At 60.3% G+C, this 18,585-nt stretch carries 18 protein-coding genes and 1 CRISPR repeat array (1 of these 19 running past the window's edge); of the genes, 14 read left to right on the top strand and 4 right to left on the bottom strand.

The features are described 5' to 3' along the window. The first annotated feature begins 531 nt into the window (after positions 1 to 531). From G7Y31_RS09850 to acpS, 4 genes are all read left to right on the top strand, one after another. The gene (locus G7Y31_RS09850) at positions 532 to 1,533 is read left to right on the top strand and encodes a substrate-binding domain-containing protein (protein WP_165009626.1); all 1,002 of its coding nucleotides are present in this window, start codon (positions 532 to 534) and stop codon (positions 1,531 to 1,533) included. Next, positions 1,530 to 2,555, top strand: a complete 1,026-nt coding sequence (locus G7Y31_RS09845) for an ABC transporter permease (RefSeq protein WP_165009628.1) — start codon at positions 1,530 to 1,532, stop codon at positions 2,553 to 2,555. The genes G7Y31_RS09850 and G7Y31_RS09845 overlap by 4 nt, the downstream gene beginning before the upstream one ends. A gap of 12 nt (positions 2,556 to 2,567) precedes the next feature. Next, the gene (locus tag G7Y31_RS09840; RefSeq protein WP_165009630.1) at positions 2,568 to 3,326 is read left to right on the top strand and encodes an ATP-binding cassette domain-containing protein; all 759 of its coding nucleotides are present in this window, start codon (positions 2,568 to 2,570) and stop codon (positions 3,324 to 3,326) included. Positions 3,327 to 3,389: 63 nt separating this feature from the next. Further along, entirely contained in the window at positions 3,390 to 3,803 is a 414-nt protein-coding gene (acpS, locus tag G7Y31_RS09835) for a holo-ACP synthase AcpS (protein ID WP_165009632.1), read from the top strand. A 21-nt stretch (positions 3,804 to 3,824) separates the two neighbouring features. Here the strand turns inward: acpS and G7Y31_RS09830 are convergent, their stop codons facing one another. From G7Y31_RS09830 to G7Y31_RS09820, 3 genes are read right to left on the bottom strand one after another with little or no spacing between them, the layout of a single operon-like run. Beyond that, complete coding sequence (locus tag G7Y31_RS09830) at positions 3,825 to 4,457, bottom strand: TetR/AcrR family transcriptional regulator (RefSeq protein ID WP_165009634.1); 633 nt, start codon at positions 4,455 to 4,457, stop codon at positions 3,825 to 3,827. A gap of 18 nt (positions 4,458 to 4,475) precedes the next feature. Next, entirely contained in the window at positions 4,476 to 4,952 is a 477-nt protein-coding gene (bcp, locus tag G7Y31_RS09825) for a thioredoxin-dependent thiol peroxidase (RefSeq protein ID WP_165009636.1), read from the bottom strand. A gap of 36 nt (positions 4,953 to 4,988) precedes the next feature. After that, entirely contained in the window at positions 4,989 to 5,435 is a 447-nt protein-coding gene (locus G7Y31_RS09820; RefSeq protein ID WP_165009638.1) for a hypothetical protein, read from the bottom strand. A gap of 168 nt (positions 5,436 to 5,603) precedes the next feature. Here G7Y31_RS09820 and G7Y31_RS09815 point away from each other — a divergent pair, with 168 nt between their 5' ends. Further along, complete coding sequence (locus G7Y31_RS09815) at positions 5,604 to 5,882, top strand: DUF3618 domain-containing protein (protein ID WP_165009640.1); 279 nt, start codon at positions 5,604 to 5,606, stop codon at positions 5,880 to 5,882. Here G7Y31_RS09815 and G7Y31_RS09810 read toward each other — a convergent pair. Next, positions 5,879 to 6,478, bottom strand: a complete 600-nt coding sequence (locus G7Y31_RS09810; RefSeq protein WP_165009642.1) for an isochorismatase family protein — start codon at positions 6,476 to 6,478, stop codon at positions 5,879 to 5,881. The two genes, G7Y31_RS09815 and G7Y31_RS09810, sit on opposite strands and share 4 nt — an antisense overlap. 58 nt (positions 6,479 to 6,536) lie before the next feature. On the opposite strand from G7Y31_RS09810, the gene G7Y31_RS09805 reads away from it, so the two are divergent. The 9 genes from G7Y31_RS09805 (at position 6,537) to cas2e (ending at position 17,194) form a co-directional block, all read left to right on the top strand. Then, on the top strand, positions 6,537 to 7,817 hold the full coding sequence (locus tag G7Y31_RS09805) for a glutaminase (protein ID WP_165009644.1): 1,281 nt from the start codon (positions 6,537 to 6,539) through the stop codon (positions 7,815 to 7,817). Between the two features lie 279 nt (positions 7,818 to 8,096). Beyond that, entirely contained in the window at positions 8,097 to 10,889 is a 2,793-nt protein-coding gene (gene cas3, locus G7Y31_RS09800; protein WP_165009646.1) for a CRISPR-associated helicase Cas3', read from the top strand. Between the two features lie 100 nt (positions 10,890 to 10,989). After that, a complete protein-coding gene (gene casA / locus G7Y31_RS09795) occupies positions 10,990 to 12,702 on the top strand; it encodes a type I-E CRISPR-associated protein Cse1/CasA (protein WP_165009648.1) in 1,713 nt (570 codons plus the stop codon). A 1-nt stretch (position 12,703) separates the two neighbouring features. After that, on the top strand, positions 12,704 to 13,384 hold the full coding sequence (casB, locus tag G7Y31_RS09790) for a type I-E CRISPR-associated protein Cse2/CasB (RefSeq protein ID WP_165009650.1): 681 nt from the start codon (positions 12,704 to 12,706) through the stop codon (positions 13,382 to 13,384). An 18-nt stretch (positions 13,385 to 13,402) separates the two neighbouring features. After that, the gene (gene cas7e / locus G7Y31_RS09785; protein WP_165009652.1) at positions 13,403 to 14,563 is read left to right on the top strand and encodes a type I-E CRISPR-associated protein Cas7/Cse4/CasC; all 1,161 of its coding nucleotides are present in this window, start codon (positions 13,403 to 13,405) and stop codon (positions 14,561 to 14,563) included. A gap of 2 nt (positions 14,564 to 14,565) precedes the next feature. Then, positions 14,566 to 15,264: a type I-E CRISPR-associated protein Cas5/CasD gene (gene cas5e / locus G7Y31_RS09780; RefSeq protein ID WP_165009654.1), complete on the top strand. Its 699-nt coding sequence runs from the start codon at positions 14,566 to 14,568 to the stop codon at positions 15,262 to 15,264. Further along, positions 15,261 to 15,920, top strand: coding sequence for a type I-E CRISPR-associated protein Cas6/Cse3/CasE (gene cas6e / locus G7Y31_RS09775; RefSeq protein WP_165009656.1), 660 nt, complete (start codon positions 15,261 to 15,263; stop codon positions 15,918 to 15,920). The genes cas5e and cas6e overlap by 4 nt, the downstream gene beginning before the upstream one ends. Positions 15,921 to 15,923: 3 nt before the next feature. Next, on the top strand, positions 15,924 to 16,868 hold the full coding sequence (gene cas1e / locus G7Y31_RS09770; protein ID WP_165009658.1) for a type I-E CRISPR-associated endonuclease Cas1e: 945 nt from the start codon (positions 15,924 to 15,926) through the stop codon (positions 16,866 to 16,868). Continuing rightward, positions 16,865 to 17,194, top strand: coding sequence for a type I-E CRISPR-associated endoribonuclease Cas2e (gene cas2e / locus G7Y31_RS09765; protein WP_165009660.1), 330 nt, complete (start codon positions 16,865 to 16,867; stop codon positions 17,192 to 17,194). The genes cas1e and cas2e overlap by 4 nt, the downstream gene beginning before the upstream one ends. 78 nt (positions 17,195 to 17,272) lie before the next feature. Continuing rightward, a CRISPR array of direct repeats spans positions 17,273 to 18,585; the repeat unit is 28 nt; unit sequence GTCCGCCCCGCGCCAGCGGGGATGAGCC; it runs 854 nt beyond the window's last position.

Raw genomic sequence — 18,585 nt, 5'->3', positions numbered from 1 at the left:
AGATTTGCGGCCAACATGGTCGGGAACGACTTACCGCAGCCACCGGTCTCCGGAAAACACCGGAGAGTCGGGAGCCGGACCGAGCGAGTCTGTCGCCACCAAGCCGTGCACCTCATGACGCGAGCCGCCCTGGGAACATCGGACCACAGTCTACTTGTATATATCGCGGGATAGTTTCATATACAGGTGGCCCGCAGGTGGTTGCGTTTTCCCAGGTCGAGGATCGGGCTCGTGGCTACTTGTATATATCGCGGGATAGTTTCATATACAGGTAGCACGTGGGGCAGATGGGACTTGGGTGCGTGAGACCGGTGGGGGCAGCGCGTGAGCCCGGGCAGATGGGACTTGGGTGCGTGAGACCGGTGGGGGCAGCGCGTGAGACCGGTAGGGGCAGACCGGGTGAGGGGAGGGGGCATCGGCAAGCATGGGGGTAATGGGGGTAAAGGAAAAGGCCAGCTGAGACAATCTGAAACGATAAAGTAGCTGGTCAGGCCAGTTGAAATGCAGTGGGGCGTGGGGCACCATGCAGTGATGAAGAATTTCACAACTGCCTTCAAGGCGACTCTTGGGGTCGCTGGCGTCGCTGCCCTAGGCCTGCTGGCCGGATGTTCGTCAACGGGGGGAGCACCCACCAGCGAAGGGGAAAGCAACACCGCCGGTGGCGTGGATACTGAGCGCCTGGTGGTTTCGCTGATTTCCCACGGTGCGCCGGGGGACACCTACTGGGATCTGGTACAAAAGGGTGCCGAGGACGCCGCCCGCAAGTCCAACATCGAGCTGCGCTACAGCTCCAGCCCGCAAGCGCCGGAGCAGGCGAACTTGGTACAGTCCGCGATTGACTCCGGGGTGGATGGCATTGCGGTAACGCTGCCGAACGCAAAGGCCATTGGGCCCACGGCACAGAAGGCTGTCGATGCCGGCATTCCCACCGTGGGCCTCAACGCAGGAATGGACGCCTACCAGGAATACGGCCTGACCGCGTTCTTTGGCCAGGAAGAGCGCGTGGCGGGCACGCAGGCTGGCGCAAAGCTCAAGGAAGCCGGCGCCAAGCACACCCTGTGCGTTATCCACGAGCAGGGCAACTCCTCCCAAGAGGACCGCTGTGCGGGCGTTAAGGAAGGCTCCGGTGGGGAAGTCGAGCTGCTCTACGTCAACGGCCAGGATCTGACCTCTGCCCAGGCGACGCTGAACGCGAAGCTGGCGCAGAACTCCTCTATTGATTGGGTGATGGCGCTGCAGGCCCCCGTGGCGTTGCGTGCGGTCGATGCTATTGCAGACGCCGGTTCCAAGGCGAAGGTGGCTACCTTCGACACGAATGCAGAGCTGGTGGACGCAATTGAAAATGGCACCGTGGCATGGGCCGTGGACCAGCAGCCATACATGCAGGGCTACATGGCTGTCGATGCCCTCTGGCTTGCCCACCGCAATGGCTCCACCGTTGGTGGTGGCCGCCCTGTCTACACCGGCCCGAGCTTTGTGGATAAGGACAACGTCTCTGCAGTGGCGGAGGCAGCTAAGGAGGGCCTGCGATGAGTCAAGGCGCTTCTGTGCGCACTACTCAACGCAGCCTGGGCGCCCGGATTATTCGGCGTCCGGAACTAGCCAGCGTCGTGGGGGCGCTGGCTATCTTCGCGTTGTTCATGGCCGTGGCCCCGGCGTTTCGCTCCTTGGAGGCATTTTCAACGGTGCTCTACGCTAGCTCGACTCTAGGAATTGTGGCCTTGGCGGTGGGCTTGTTGATGATTGGCGACGAGTTCGACCTTTCCTCCGGCGTGGCGGTGACATCCGCGGCGCTGGTTTCTACCATGCTCAGCTACAATCTGCACTTAAACGTCTGGGTGGGCGCCGGCTTGGCGCTGCTGGTCTCCCTGGGAATTGGGGCACTCAACGGGTTCTTGGTGGTGCGCACGCGCATTGCGAGCTTCTTGATCACCCTGGCCGCATTTCTGATGCTCCAGGGGCTGAACCTGGCCATAACCAAGCTAGTCACCGGGCAGGTGGCCACGCCTTCGATTGCAAACATGGAAGGCTATGCCTCCGCGAAGCTGGTGTTTGCGGGCAAGTTTCACATTGGCGGGCTGACTATCCGGGCAACGGTGCTGTGGTGGGTTTTCTTCGTGCTGGTAGCGACGTTTTTGCTGTTTAAGACCAAGTTTGGCAACTGGATCTTTGCCGTGGGTGGTGACCAGGACGCTGCGCGAGCCGTGGGCGTGCCGGTGCGCCGGGTCAAGGTCATCTTGTTCATGCTGGTCGGTTTTAGTGCGTGGTTCGTGGGCATGCACACCTTGTTCGCGTTTGACTCCATCCAGGCGGGGCAGGGCATAGGCAATGAGTTCTTGTACATCATCGCTGCGGTCATTGGCGGCTGTGCGCTAACCGGCGGGCGCGGCACCGCGGTGGGCACCGCCGTGGGCGCGCTGATTTTCGGCATGACCAACCAGGGAATTGTGTACGCGGGCTGGAACCCGGATTGGTTCAAATTCTTCCTGGGCGCCATGCTGCTCTTTGCCGTGATGACCAACATGTCCTTTGCCAAACTGTCTGCAAAGAAATAAGGAGGCGCACCCATGAGCACAATTGAACTGCGCGATATTCAGCAGACCTTCGGCAACTTCACCGCGCTGCAAGACATCAACCTCACGCTGACTTCCGGGACGGTGACCTGCGTGCTGGGCGATAATGGCGCCGGTAAATCCACGCTGATTAAAATCCTCTCCGGGCTCAACCGGCCCACAGCGGGCCAGATTCTTGTTGATGGACAGCCGGTGTCCTTCGCCTCACCGCGCGATGCCCTGGATGCGGGAATTGCCACTGTCTACCAGGACTTGGCCCTGGTGCCCAGCCTGTCCGTGTGGCGCAATTTCTTCCTGGGCCAGGAGCTCACCGGTACGTTTGGGCGCTTGCAGGAGGCCCAGATGCGCCAGATTACCTCTGTGCAGCTGGCAGAGATGGGCATTGAGCTTGACGATGTCGATGTGGAGATCTCCTCCCTCTCCGGCGGCCAGCGCCAGGTGGTGGCCATCGCCCGGGCTATCTACTTTGGTGCGCGCTTCTTAGTCCTCGACGAGCCCACCGCCGCCTTGGGCGTGAAGCAGTCCGGCATGGTGCTGCGCTTTATTGATGCCGCCCGCGAGCGCGGCATGGGCGTGGTCTTCATTACCCACAACCCGCACCACGCCTACCTGGTGGGCGACCACTTTGCCATCCTTAACTTAGGCCGTACGGTCTTGGACAAGTCCGCAGCTGAGGTGGACTTGGAGGAGCTGACGCAACTCATGGCCGGCGGTGGGGAGCTCGACGCCCTACGCCACGAGTTAGGCCGTTAAGCAGCCGCGGAGCGAGTCTGCGTGGCTGCGGGTTTGCTTGCCTGCGGCTAGACTGCAGGGACTATGGATTCCACCGTCTTCGTGGGCACCGACCTGGTGCACATCCCCACTTTCGCCCAGCAGCTCGACATCCCCGGCACCAGCTTCCGGGAGGTGTTTTCTGCCCAGGAGCTGCGCCGTGCCACCGGCTTGGACTCGCACCGCTACGCGGAGCACCTCGCAGGCCGGTGGGCAGCCAAGGAGGCCTTCATCAAAGCCTGGTCCCAGGCCCTCTACGGTAGACCTCCCGTCCTTGCTCCCGATGCCGTGCCCTGGGCACAGATTGAAGTTCAGGCCGATGCCTGGGGCCGGGTGGCGCTGGTGCTGCACGGGGAGGTAGAACGTGCGGTAGGGGGGAGTATCGGCAAGCACAGCACGGCGCTGAGCATCAGCCACGACGGGGACTATGCCACCGCCACGGTGCTGCTGCACTGCTAGGTTGCGCAGACAACGGTGCTGTTAGCTGGTGGCCACCGCAAAAAGGTAGGCGATGAGCATGCGCTTGACCTCGGCGACGACTTTGGCAAAGTTCTCGGCATCACCCTCCGTGGCATAACCCAGCAAAGAGACCACGGTGTGGACCAAAAAACCGGCCATTTCTATGCGATCCTCATAGTCCATGCCCTGGGCCAGCGGGGCGAGCATGCCCGCCAGCATTTCCAGCATGGCGCGCTCGGTATCAGCCGCCGTCGCGCGCGTAGCCGGGGTGGACTGCACGGCATGCCACACCGCACGGCGGGAAGGATCAATCTGCCACATGCGGGCGAGGTGGTCAATGAACTCATCCAAAAAGTCTGGCCACTGCAACGCCGGGACGTGCTGGGAAAAGCGCTCAATCTCCGCGATGTTAGCCGCCGTGTCCTGGCGGTCGAGCTCGCAAATCAACACGTATTTATTTGCAAAGAACTGGTACAGCGTGCCGATGGGCACCTCCGCGCGGCGGGCAACCTCATCGAAAGTAAAGGACTCAAAGCCCACGTCAATGAGTACCGCGCGGGCGGCAGACAGGATGCGCTCGAAGCGCTCCCGGCTGCGGGCCTGGGCAGGCCGGCGGCGCGGGTGCAGAATCTCACTATCAGCGGGGGAGCTCATGGGACAACTGTGGCGCGGCTACAGCTCTTTGAGCATACGGGCAACGTGGCCAGTGGCCTTGACGTTGTACTTGGCTACCTCAATGGCGCCATCGGCGTCAATCAGGAATGTGGAGCGAATAACGCCCTGGACAACCTTGCCGTAATTCTTTTTCTCCCCAAACGCACCATAAGCCGCCAGGACCTGCTTGTCCGGGTCAGACAGCAGCGGGAAATTCAGTTCATGGTCCGCGCGGAACTTAGCCAGCGCCTCTGGCTTATCGGGGCTAATACCTACTACCGCAACGTCTGCGCTGTTGAGCTGGGCCAGCGAGTCGCGGAAATCGCAGGCTTCTGTAGTGCAACCAGGGGTGTTGGCGCGCGGATAGAAATACACCAGCACCCGCTGGCCAGCAAAGTTCGCCAGAGAGACGGTATTGCCAGCATCATCCGGCAAAGAAAAATCCGGTGCCTTATCACCGGGGCTCAAGCGTACCTGTTCGCGTTGCTCAGTCATGCTTACACTGTACATGGTGGCAGCAGACGGCACCGTTCACCGGTCTTCTTCACTGCGGCTTGCCAGTGCCTCAATATCTGGGCCCTGATAATCAAACTTCCGCTCTAGCGCCACGGCCACCACCACCCCCAGCACTGCACACAAAAATGCGATAGGCAGCGAGGAAATAAACATGCGGAACACAGCGGTCAGGAGCACTACTTCGACTAGCGCGCTTAGTGGGGTGGAATATGGCCGCCAGGCGGGAATGACGTAAGTCTGCAGGCGTACCCACCGCGTGACCATTTCAGTTAGCCACGCCAGGACTGCTGCGCCTATGAGTAGCGCGCACCATCCCCACAAGGTGTCCGGGGAGTGGTTGAGCTCAACTCCAGGAACTACCGCACTTGCTAGCAGCGGGAGCACGAATGGTGTTAGAGCGCTGCCCACCAGGACCAACCCCGCCACAGCATAAGCGGAGTAAGTGGACAATTTGCTCAGCATGGTGGAATCCTCCTGCAAAAAACGGAACTGCGAAATACGGAACTGGTCGAACAATAGGATATCGGGGGTTGCGCGGACTAATTCCGGCGGCGTTTCGCCGGGTGCGCTAGTGTGGTCAAGGATAGAACACTCTGTACGCTTTTGACTCGCCCCACAAGGAGAACCCCCGTGGCACGCAACATTGAAGACATTCAGCGCGACATTGAGCGCTCCCGCCGCCAGCTGGCAGGCACTTTGGATGAGTTGGCTAACCGCTCCAAGCCGCAGAACCTGGTCAACGACGCCAAGGCGCAGGCTGCTACAAAGCTCCAGGATCAGAATGTGCAGATTGCTCTGGCCGGGGTGGCTGCTGCCGTGGTGGGCCTGATTGCCCTCGGGGTGGTGCGTTCGCGCCGTCGCAGCAATGACCTCAAGGAGCTGCAGCGTCTGCTGGCACAGCGCGGTTAATACACAATAGTGGCGCCGTCTTGGGAAAGTTCTTCCAGGGCGGCGTTCGCGCGTTGTTCATCTACGGGCGAGCACAGCCCAGCCAGTATGCGCACGCTGAATCCGGCGCGCAGGGCATCGGCAGCAGTGGCGCGCACGCAATGGTCGGTGGCTATGCCGCAAATGTCTAGTCTGCCGATGCCCTCCTCCCGCAGCCATTCCTCCAACCCTTGGCCTTTGCTGGTGTCCTCACCTGTGATTTCGCCTGTGTCCGGGCCTGTAGTATCGCCGGGGCCAGCCAGGGTGCCTTCGAAGCCGGAGTAGGCCGCGGTGTAGGCGCCTTTGCGGAAGGCGGCATCGGCAGGCAATAGTGCTGGGTGGAGTGCGGCGCCGGGGGTACCGGCAACACAGTGCACGGGCCAAGTATCGACAAAGTCGGGCTCGGTGGAGAAATGGCCCGCGGGGTCGATGTGCCAGTCCTGGGTGGTAACCACTGTGTCATATTCGGGCTGGATGGCGGCGATTTTTTCGGCGACTTCATTGCCGCGGGCAGTAGCCAGGGCACCGCCGGGGCAGAAGTCAGGTTGGACGTCAACGATGAGCAAAGCGGTCTTCATGCCTGGCTAGTCTAACTCTTGTCTAACTCTAGCGGTGGCGTTTTATACGCTATAGGGCGTGAAATCTCCGATTCCTTTTTATTTGCAGAAGATTCTGGACTCCGTGCGCGGCAATAAAGACGGTGCAGTGGCGGACTACATTCCAGAGTTGGCGCAGGCCAACCCGGACTATTTGGGTATTGCGCTGTGTTCGACAACGGGGCACATTTATGCGGCGGGTGATGCGCAACAGCGCTACACCATGCAGTCCATCTCCAAGCCTTTCGTCTATGCCCTGGCGCTGCAGGAGCTGGGCTTGGATGCGGTGCGCGACATCGTGGGAATGGAGCCTTCCGGGGAGGCCTTCAATGAGCTTTCGCTCAACCGCAACGACCACCGGCCGGTCAATCCCATGATCAATGCGGGGGCCATTGCCGTTAATCAGCTGATCAATGGCGTGGACTCTACCGTGGAGGATCGCGTGGAGTGTATCCGTTCCTATATTTCCCGTCTGGCCGGGCGAGAGCTGGAGATTGACCGCAATGTGTGCGACTCGGAGCTGGAGCACTCGGAGCGCAACCTGTCTTTGGCGCATATGCTGCGCAACTACGGCATTATTCAAGACGATGCTCACGATGCCGTCTTGTCCTACACCAAGCAGTGCTCCATCGCCGTGGATACCCGGGACCTGGCGGTTATGGCGGCCACGCTGGCCAATGGTGGGCGCCAGCCGATCACGGGGGAGAAGATTCTCGATGCCGATGTGTGTCGCCTGACCCTGGCGGTGATGGCGTCTTGTGGCATGTATGACGGCGCGGGCCGTTGGATTGCGGAGGTAGGTATTCCCGCGAAGTCCGGCGTGGCCGGCGGTCTGATTGGCACCCTGCCGGGGCAGTTGGGCGTGGCTACGTTCTCCCCGCGGCTCAACGCCGAGGGCAATAGTATTCGCGGCGTGGAGGCGTTCAAGCAATTGTCTGCCGATATGGGATTGCACTTGATGTCCACAGAAAACCGCGTGGGCATCAACCCGGTGCGCGAGGTGGAGCAAAACGACGATGTTGCCGTGATTCACCTGCAGGGCCACATCAATTTCTCTGCCGTTGAGGCCGTGCTGCACCAGCTGCGCGAGTACGACCTGGAGCGCTCCCAAGTGGCGCTGGATATTTCCCAGGTCTCTACGCTGCACAAAGTGGGCCGGCGCCTGCTGAAAGAGGGCCTGCGGCGCCTGCGGGAAGAGGGCGCGGAGATTGCCGTCATCGACCCCGATGGGATCCTGACCGACCGCGAAATGTCCGATGGCACGTTGGTGCCCCTGGCTGATGCCGAGGACTACCAAATCGCCGGGCAGTCGATTCTTTAGCCTGGGCTAGGCCTGTGGTTCGGCGCAAAGGCCGCGCAAGGGCCCGAGCCCGGGCTGGGCCTGCAGGCCTCTAGTCCGGGCTGGGCCTGCGAAAAAATGAAACCCGCTTACGCGGGTAGTACGTTGCGTGCTCCTCATATCAAGTGTCGAATTAAGGCTCATCCCGTGGGGGCTGTGGGCAACATGTTTCAGCATATTGTGTGGGTGGAAGCTAGGGAAATTTCTAAATACAGGAACTAATTAGACACAAGAGGCCCGGATTTGGCGTATAGTGAAGATATGAATTCTGGAAAGGGTGCTCTCTTAGCGGACCTGGCCTGGGCAAAGTCGGGTGATGGCTCTGGTTATCTCAGTGTGCGGCAGCATCTGGAGGATGCTCACGGTGTGTCTTGCTATGTCTGGGATAGGTTTGTTGCGCCGTCGGCGAAGAGGTGCCTGGCTGAGCTGACAGGTTTGGCGGTGGGGGATGTAAGGCGGCTGGTGCGGTTTGTTTCGGGCGCGCATGATTTAGGAAAGCTAACAAAGGGATTTCAGGGCAAACTCTCCCGAGATCCGCAATACGATTGGCTGCTCTCTTCCATTGAATCTGCCGGTTACCAGCTGGAACAGGGACCCCTGGAGTGCCAGGCGGGGTTCTTCCCGCATGCGTTGGCATCGGCAGTAATCGTAGCTGATTGGCTCAAAGCTCAGGGGGTTAAGCCTCGTGTGGCCAGGTCCATCGCGCGAATAGTGGAAGCCCATCACGGGGTTCCAGCTGGGGCCCAATGGTGGGGGCAAGCGCAGGACGTTTTGTGTGAATACCCTGCAGCATGGATTGCTGGGCAAAAGGAGCTTTTGGGCTATGTAGCCGAACTTAGCGAGTTTGAGCAGCTGCTCCCGCGTTTACACAAGAAGTTGCCGATACCCGCCGTGCAGCTAATAACGGGCATGGTCATCATGTCGGATTGGATTGCCTCCAACATAAGGTATTTCCCGCTGACTGCCTCGGGTTTTGGCGGGCAGGGGCGCTTGGCCCAAGGTTTGGAACGTTGGCAGGTGGCCTCCCCGTGGGATGCCCGCCATACTTTGCTTGCTGATGCCGCCGAGTATTTCCACCAGGCCTTCGCTTGGCCGCCCGGGCGGTTGCCGCGTGCAGTCCAACAGGCTGCCTTTTCGGCCAGTTGCCAAGAAGAGGCAGGGCCGATGTTGCTGGTCATTGAAGCCCCCACCGGAGAAGGAAAGACGGAGGCCGCACTGGCAGCGGCGCACCAGTGTGCAGCCAGCGGTGGGGCACACGGGGTCATTTTTGCTGCGCCCACCATGGCCACCGCAAACGCGTTGTTTTCTAGGGTGACTGACTGGGCCAAACGAGTAGTGCCGGGCGGAAGTCAAGCCGCGGTGTATTTGGCACACTCGAAGAACAATCTGGTAGAGCGCTACCGCGAGTTTAAATTTGTGGGTATTGGCGGCGATGGCCAGGCTAATGGAGATGAAGGAACAGTCGTAGCCATGGAGTGGTTTGCCGGGCCTAAAACCGGGCTCTTGGCGAACTTTTCGGTGGCCACGGTTGACCAGGTGCTGATGTTGGCCTTGCAGACGAAACATAGCATGCTGCGCCACTTAGCGCTTGCTGGCAAAGTGGTAATTATTGACGAGGTCCACGCGTATGACTCCTTTACCAGCGAGTACTTGGCCACGACTCTGGAGTGGCTGGGAATGTACCAAGTTCCGGTCATCCTACTATCCGCCACTTTGCCTGAAGACAAGAAACAAAAGTTTATGGCCGCATATTGGGCGGCTCATGGTGGGCAGCAGTGGAAGCCGCAGTCGGATGCTTATCCGCTGATTACCGTCGGCGAAAGAAGCGGCGTTAAGGAACTTGAAATACCGCCGGGACCCATGCAGATCCGGGTAGAGGTTGAGCTATTAGCTGAGGATTCTTCTGCATTAGTTGAACTGTTAGGTCGGCATCTGGTTGCGGGTGGGACCGCGTTAGTAGTTTGCAACACCATTAGGCGAGCGCAAGATACCTTCCGTGAGCTGCTCGCAGCGTTTCCCGGAGAAGTAGAGCTTTTCCATTCCTCTTTCATCGCTGCACACCGCGTGGCCAAGGAGGAACGGATGGTTGAGGAATTGGGGCCGCAGTCCCTGGCGCAAGGCACTCGCCCGTATCGCAAGATCTATGTGGCCACTCAGGTGGTGGAGCAAAGTCTCGATATAGATGTTGACCTCCTGGTTAGTGACATGGCTCCGATAGACTCTCTGATTCAGCGCGTAGGCCGGCTGTGGCGCCATACGTTCTCCGGCCCGGATCGGCTTGGGCCTGAAGTTCCGCGGTTGTTCATTCGGGGATTGCTGTCCTGGGACGGTGTACCCGTGTTTGATGGAGGTGCCGCGGCAGTCTATGACCCCCTAGTGTTGCTGGCTTCTACCCGGGTGGTCCTGGAAGAGTGGATTCCCAAGGGGTTTGAGCGGCCTGCCGCTGTAGCCCCACTGGTCCGCGAGACTTATGCCGCGGTGGAGCGCGCTAGCGTTGCCGATGCCCCACCAGGATGGCAAACCCGTTGGCAGGAGGCTGTCGAGGAGAGCCTGAGGCAGCGCGCGGTTTCTCGCCGCCGGAGTGAAACGTTCCGGATTCCTTCACCGCATGTGGAAGACTATGGCGCGCTGTTTGCTCGCTTCTTGGACAAGAAACAGACCGCGTCCCAGCGTGAGGAAGCAGCAATTGCTCAAGTCCGCGACGCTGAGCCGAGCATCGAGGTTATTCCGATCGTTTCCGGCGAATATGGCTATGCACTGTGGGGAAGCGACTCGGCGTACATCATGGAGGATGAAACGCTCAGCTATCCAGCGTCCTTAAGCTTTGCGTCAGCCACGGTGCGACTTCCCGCAAGGATGACCAGGTTTGCGTCCACTTTTGATGCAGTGGTGACGCAGTTGGAGTCGGAGACCCCCGTCGGATGGCAGTTCAGTCCGCTGCTGCGCCAAAGCCTTGCGCTCAGATTGGATGAAGACTCCACGGCGGTGCTTGCTGGATTTCGAGTTACGTATTCGGCCGAACTCGGATTGGAGGTGGAGAAGGCACATGATTAGCAGAAAGACGCATGGTGTGGGTGCTCGCGGCGACCCCGCCGCAGAGTACGAATCAACCAATCAACTAATCACAACGAGGAAATCGGATAGGAGGTAGAACATGAATTCCGAGGAAATTATTAGTTTCTCGCTGATTGAAGAGCCCTGGATCTCCTGCGTGGATAGCAAAGGCAACCCACGCTGTGTGGGTTTGCGGCAGATTTTCACAGGCGACGAGCCACTGTTAGCCATTCGCGGCGACTCGCCGGCCCAGGATTACGCGGTATTGCGGGTAATCCTGGCGGTCTTGTGGCGGTCCCACCATGTGGATGGCCCCACGGCGCGGATGGATTTTTCCATGCCGGACTGGTTTGAGGAGCGCATGGAGGAAGTCGCCCAGGGAAAACCAGACACTAAGGTGCTGGACTACCTGGATCGGCACGCCGGGCGCTTTGATCTGCTCCATTCCACTGCGCCTTTCATGCAGGTGGCAGACCTGCACACCAAAAGCGGGGTAACTGCCCCTGTAAGCCGGATAGTGCCGGAGGCGGAGGCGGAGTTCTTTACCATGAGGGCAGGGCAGCCGCGTGAGACTTTGTCTTTCGCGGAGGCGGCCCGTTGGCTGGTGTACGTCCAAGCCTATGACTACTCCGGAATTAAGTCCGGCGCCGTGGGAGACCCCCGGGTGAAAAACGGCAAGGGTTTCCCTATCGGCGTTGGCTGGAGTGGGATGACCGGTGGAACTTTCCTGGTTGGGAAGAACCTGCGGGAAACGCTAGTGCTCAATACCACCCGTGATTGCCTGGTATCCGGTTCTGAGGAGCATCAGGATTTGCCCGTGTGGGAGCGCTCGGTGGACACAGCCGCGCAGCGCAACGGTGGCGTCATTGAGATTGGCGGACCTGCGGACTTGGCTACGTGGCAATCCAGGCGGGTGCGCCTGCACCACAACGGTAGCCAGGTGACTTCAGTATTGGTGTCCAATGGGGACCAGATTCCCGATGCCGGGCTGAATGTCTTTGGGGATCCGATGACTCCGTACCGGTTTAGCCCAAACAAGTCGAAGAAAGGATTTGATGCCTTTTATCCGCGGCCCTTTGACCCGCAGCGTACGGTGTGGCGTTCATTAGAGCCACTTCTTGCCATAGAGTCCGACTTACCGTATTTGAGTGGCGCCACCGGCTCTAAGAAGGGGCTGGCACCAAAGCGGCCAGAGATTTTTAACCAGCTGATGGAGTATTGGGCAGACGAAGTCCTGGAGCGCTCGCTGCTCCCGGTTCAGCTGGTATCCGTGGAGTATGGTGCGCAGGCCTCATCGGTAGCAAGTACCACGGCGTCTACCGTGGTACTACCTCCGGCACTGTTGGCAAGTGATAACCCCGTGGCGCGCCGCGCGGTGCTCAACGCTGCCGCCGCAACGATGGCTGCGGCCATCAACCTGGGGCAATTCGCCGGCAATCTCTTGGTGGCTGCGGGCGGGGATTATGCGTTCCAATCGGGGTCCACTGACTCTATCCTGGGACAGCTGGAGGGTCGGTTTAATGAATGGCTATCCGGCTGGGCCGGACAACCCGACCCAGGAGCTTACGCGCAGTCCTGGCAGCGTGAGGTAGAAAGCGCCATTGTGGCTGAAGCGGAGGTGCTTATGCGTTCCGCTGGCCCGAAGGCACTTGTGGGGCGGCCTGATCCGCGCTCGGGTGCGGATGCTGCGCAGATAGTAACCGCAGCCACCTATTTCTCGCGACTTTGTCGCAGTCTGCGGGCGTCACTTCCTTTATTGGATGACGCCCAAGCACGCTCCCTGTCCACCACCTTAACGTCAAAGGAGGAATAAGTTGACTCAGAAACAAACGCTTTCGCGCCTCTACCAGGCAGTCACCGCCGCCGTGAACGCGTTGCAACAAGACCTACTGTCTGGTGCAGATGCGAAGAGCTCAACCAAGGCTACGCTCGCAGAGCTGCGCCGCCTTGCAGGCAAGAAGCCTACGGATGCCCCACTGGGATTCGCAGCAGCGCTTGACTTGCTCTACCCGAAACTCGCGGAGCCAACGGTGGACTCCCAGGGGTTCGCCACTTATGAGGAGGAAGCTGCATTTACTGCTCTGACTCTTTTTGCGCTTCATGCACAGTCAGCGCGCAGGCCTGTGCATCAGGACGGCATGACTTTTGGCCGTGCGTGCGGCCTGCTGTATCACCGCGGACGTTCAGAGTCTTTGAAGCCTCGCTTTGATGCCGTGCTCCTGAGCAATAACCCAGATACGCAGCTCTACCACATCCGCTCTCTGGTCACCTTGCTGCGCTCAGCCGACCTCGTGCTCGACTATGGCCTTTTGGCTGAGGACCTGCGCTGGCTGCGTAGTCCCCGTTTGCGTAACCGTGTGCTGTTGCGTTGGGGTCGGGACTTTGCGCTGGCACCATACGTGTCTGCCGATGCCCCCGGCCAGTCCACTGCGGGTACAGCGTCGCAGCCTTCTGCTAACTCTGGTTCTGCCAATACTGAGACCATCCACTCCTAATCCGAAAGGACAACTTCCATGTCTATTACTGTTGATATTCACGCCCTCCAAACGATTCCACCCAGCCTGATTAACCGGGATGACATGGGTGCACCCAAGACCGCCCGCTTCGGTGGCGTCCAGCGCCAACGCGTGTCCTCGCAGTCTTGGAAGCGCGCCATTCGCGAAGACTTTGCCCAGCGTTTCCCTTCTGAGCGGCTGGGAAAGCGTACCCGCCTGGTCGGTGACTTGATTTGCCGCCGTATCCAAGAGCTTGCAGAAGAATCCGGGCAAGCCTGGGATGCTGAGGCGGCGGTTGCCGGGGTCAAGTCGCTGTTTTCGGCGGCAAAGATCAAGCTGGTGGATCCCAAGAACTCTGCAGCAGACGATGATGAGCAGAAAGTTGATGAGCAAAAAGTACAGTATCCGGAAATTGGGTATCTGTACTTCATGAGCAGCCACCAGATTGACGCTGCGGCTCGTGCAATCCTCGACAAGAATGGTGAGTCGTTCTCGAAGAAGGAGGCCACGGGAATTCTTGACTCTGAGCATTCTATTGATATGGCCTTGTTTGGACGCATGGTAGCTGATGATGCCGCCCACAATGTGGATGCATCCGTGCAGGTGGCGCACGCCCTGGGGATCCACGAGTCTGAGCCAGAGTTTGATTACTACACTGCAGTTGATGATGTCGTGGTGGACCGCAAGGAGACGGGGGCGGGGATGATCGGTACCACGCAGATGATGTCGTCCACCCTCTACAGGTTTGCCACCGTTGACGTGGACTCGTTGGCGGAAAACTTGGCTGCATCTGAAGAGGTGGTGGAGGTGGTCGCCGCGTTCGTAGACTCCTTTATCACCTCTCTACCCAGCGGTAAGCAGAACTCCTTCGCGCATAATACGCTGCCGGAACTGGTCTATGTGACGGTCAGTGATCAGCGCTCGGTGTCTTTGGTCAGCGCTTTTGAGGAGCCAGTGGTGGCAACTGCGAAGGACGGTCGCCGTCTCACTGGTGCTCGGGCTCTGGCCACTGAAGCTGCTGACATTCAGCACACGTACGGCATTGCACCGCACGCTCAGTTCGTATTGGCAATTGGCGAACTAGCGGAGCCATTTGCTGAATTTGCCCAGGTTGTCACCTTGCCGCAGCTGGGCGAGCGGATTGCTCAAGCGATCCGTGAACTGCAGTCGGAGGCTTAACCGTGCCTCATTCACTGCTTTTATTACTGAAGGGTCCTCTGCAGTCATGGGGAGACGACTCGCGTTATAAGCAGCGCACTACTCAGGCTGTCCCTAGCAAGTCCGGTGTCATTGGCCTGCTTGCGGCGGCGGTGGGTCGGCGTCGTACAGATCCTCTGGAAGACCTGGCAGGTTTGCGCTTTGGTGTCCGGGTGGACCAGCCGGGCACGGTGTTGCGCGACTTCCAGACAGCGTTAGAACCTAAGGCACAGAACCCGAATCTGGTCACGCGGCACTACTTAACAGATGCAGTGTTCGTGGCCGCTGTGGAGTCTGCCGACAGGGAGTTTCTCTCGAGCCTGGAGGCTGCTCTGCACAGCCCACGTTTCCCGTTGTACCTTGGCCGGCGCTCGTGCCCTGCTCCGCTACAACTTAGCTTGGGCATTCGCGAAGGTGATCTGTGCCAGGCCTTGCGCGCGGAACCATGGCATGCAGCCGCGCACCATCGCAAAGCAAGGTCAGCGACCGTGAATCTACCGATCTACCGCGATACTACTCCGGGAGAAAAGGGCGAACCCCACCGCGACGTACCTGTCTCATTCGCCCAGACCCATAGGCAGTATGCGTGGCGGGAGGTCATTCAGGATCCTGAAGGAGTGCTGGTAGAAAATCTTGACTCCCAAGTAACCGACCCATTTTTTGAAGCGGTGATGCGAGCATGAGCACCCTCACCAGGCTATATATCAACCCGCACAAGCGTGGCGCGGCTAAACTACTAGCCAACCCGCAGGCCATGCACGCAGCCGTCCGCTCCGCATTCCCACCAGACATTGATGAGTCTTCCGCAAGAGTGCTGTGGCGGGTCGACAATCGGCAGCATGAACATATCTTGTACATCGTCGGCCCCGAAAAGCCTGAAGTCACGCATATCGTGGAACAGGCCGGTTGGGATACCCGCCCTGGACAATCATTGGACTACTCCAGGTTTTTGGCGCAGATCAAAAAGGGGCAGCGGTGGGCCTTTGAAGTTGTTGCAAATCCCGTACAGGCGGTGTCACAGCCAGGCCAGAGCCGTGGGAAGATTCTTCCGCACGTCACTGTAGAGCAGCAGCTGAACTGGTTGGTGGAGCGCGGTCCCACCCGCGGCTTCTGTATTCCCCAAAGTGATGGCCAAAACCTGGTGCGGGTCGCTGAGCGCAAGGACCTACGCTTTAGGAAGCAGAGCGGCTCTCGGCCTGTCGTGATTCGGACTGCGCGCTTCGGCGGCGTTTTAGAGGTCACTGATGCCGACGTGCTGCGTACCACCTTGACTCAGGGGCTTGGTCGGGCGCGAGCCTATGGTTGTGGGCTCCTGACCTTAGCTCCGGTGGAGGGATAACAAATGTCACGTGGCCCCGGTAGCGTCCCAGTAGACCGCTTAGAGTTGTCTCGTATAAGCACCAGGATTTCCTTCCTGTACGTTGAACGAGCGACCATCAGCAGGGATAACAATGCCCTTACCATTCTTGACGAAAAGGGCGTGTACCATGTGCCGGCTACCAGCCTGGCAGCATTGCTGCTGGGGCCGGGGACATCGGCAAGCTATGCCGCAATGGCCCTCCTCGGGGATTGCGGCGTCAGCGTTGTGTGGGTAGGGGAGAAGGGAGTCCGGTACTACGCGCACGGACGCTCTCCGGCCAAGACCTCACGCATGGCGGAAGCTCAGGCGAAGCTGGTATCTAACCAGCGCACCCGGCTGAGGTGCGCCCGGCGTATGTATGAGATGCGATTCCCCGATGAAGATGTGAGCACTCTTTCGCTGGCCCAGCTTCGCGGCCGTGAAGGGGCACGGATGAAGCAGCTATACAAGCGGTTCGCGGATGCTCACGGGGTCTATTGGGACCGCCGACGCTACGACCCGCAGGACTTCGAATCTAGCGACCTCATTAACAAGATGCTGACTGCGGCCAATGCCGCCTTGTACGGGGTGGTGCACGCCGTTATCGTGGCACTGGGCTTCGTTCCTGCCCTTGGCGTTGTTCACAACGGCACGGATCGGGCACTGGTTTATGACATTGCGGACTTATACAAGGCCGACATTTCCATACCGGCCGCATTTCAAGCCGCTGCTAATCCCAGTGGGGATCCGAGTGCTCAGGTACGAAGGCTTGTGCGTGATTGCGTTGTGGAGCGAAGGCTCTTGGTAAGGATTGTCAAGGATCTGTACGCCTTGATGGAGGTCGATGAGGACCCAGAATCCATCGATGTCGAGCTGCTGCTATGGAATGAGCTAGAGAATATCGCGGCCGGTAGGAACTGGCATAACCTTGAGGGATCGCATCCATGATAGTGCTGGTAGTTACTGCATGCCCAGCTGGTTTACGCGGGGACCTAACCAAATGGCTCCTGGAGATCTCTCCCGGGGTCTTTGTGGGCAGGCCCAGTGCCCGAGTTCGGGAATTGCTGTGGGACCGTTGCGTAGAACTGTCCAAAGATGGCCGAGCTATCTTGGTTTTCCAGACTGACAATGAACAAGGACTTGACTTTCGGGTGCACCGCCATGATTGGGAGCCTGTTGACTTCGACGGAATCACTCTCATGCGGCGGCCCGTTTCTCGCGCCCCGACCAAACGCCGAACCGGATGGAGCAAAGCCCGCTTCATGCGGGGGTAAGCCCCGGAGGAAGCTTGTGCCGGAGCAAAGCTATACCTAAAATGACCTTCCAACGGCTCTTCTTGCTGGTAATCCAGTGTCCGCCCCGCGCCAGCGGGGATGAGCCGCGCGCCTTACCGCCGTCGAGGGCAGCGTGGTGGTCCGCCCCGCGCCAGCGGGGATGAGCCTCGACCCGGCCCCAATACGTGCCGCATCCAGGGGTCCGCCCCGCGCCAGCGGGGATGAGCCCACGGTGGTGAGCTCGTCAGCGATGGGCAAGTGGTCCGCCCCGCGCCAGCGGGGATGAGCCGCACATGCACCTGAGACGCCAAATTCATGATCGGTCCGCCCCGCGCCAGCGGGGATGAGCCCCTCGCCGTCTAGCACCTCCCCCACCGTCTCCTGTCCGCCCCGCGCCAGCGGGGATGAGCCCGACACCGCCAGCAATGGGGCGGCCCTCTGTAGGTCCGCCCCGCGCCAGCGGGGATGAGCCTAGCTCACTGTCAGACTGGCGGGCATAGTAGGCGTCCGCCCCGCGCCAGCGGGGATGAGCCTTGACGCTGCGCCCGTCGCCAAAATGCAGGGTGGTCCGCCCCGCGCCAGCGGGGATGAGCCGGCGCCCCCCGCGTGGAGGTGTCAGTTGGTGGGGTCCGCCCCGCGCCAGCGGGGATGAGCCGCTCAATCCGTGCGCACCCTGCGCCAGGTGCTGGTCCGCCCCGCGCCAGCGGGGATGAGCCTTGACGGTTCACATCAAGCACCAGGCGGGCGGCGTCCGCCCCGCGCCAGCGGGGATGAGCCACGTTCGCAGTCAGCCGGTAGGTAGCCCCAGGTGTCCGCCCCGCGCCAGCGGGGATGAGCCCTCGATCCGAAAGGGTCCATGTGGGCACAGCACGTCCGCCCCGCGCCAGCGGGGATGAGCCCAGGTGTGTGTAGGTGTCTGTCACCCCCGGTTTGGTCCGCCCCGCGCCAGCGGGGATGAGCCCTGACCGCACACCCCCACCGGCCATAATTTGGGGGTCCGCCCCGCGCCAGCGGGGATGAGCCGTGTGAAGCCTGCGACGTTTACCACGCCTACCGGTCCGCCCCGCGCCAGCGGGGATGAGCCGCACCCCAAGCTCCGCGCCCAGGCGGCGCCCCCGTCCGCCCCGCGCCAGCGGGGATGAGCCTGGACCACAGACGAGATACAGGCCGAGGTAGATGTCCGCCCCGCGCCAGCGGGGATGAGCCGCAGATTAAGGCCGATGAGATTCTGCTGGTGCGGTCCGCCCCGCGCCAGCGGGGATGAGCCGTGTGAAGCCTGCGACGTTTACCACGCCTACCGGTCCGCCCCGCGCCAGCGGGGATGAGCCGGCCTGGCGGCGTGCCTGTTCGTGGGTGACTTCGTCCGCCCCGCGCCAGCGGGGATGAGCCTG

Source organism: Corynebacterium lizhenjunii, from assembly GCF_011038655.2.
In the GTDB taxonomy this organism is placed as follows: Bacteria; Actinomycetota; Actinomycetes; order Mycobacteriales; family Mycobacteriaceae; genus Corynebacterium; species Corynebacterium lizhenjunii.
The sequence above is the reverse complement of the archived record's forward strand: the minus strand, read 5'-3'. Positions and strand labels throughout refer to the sequence as shown.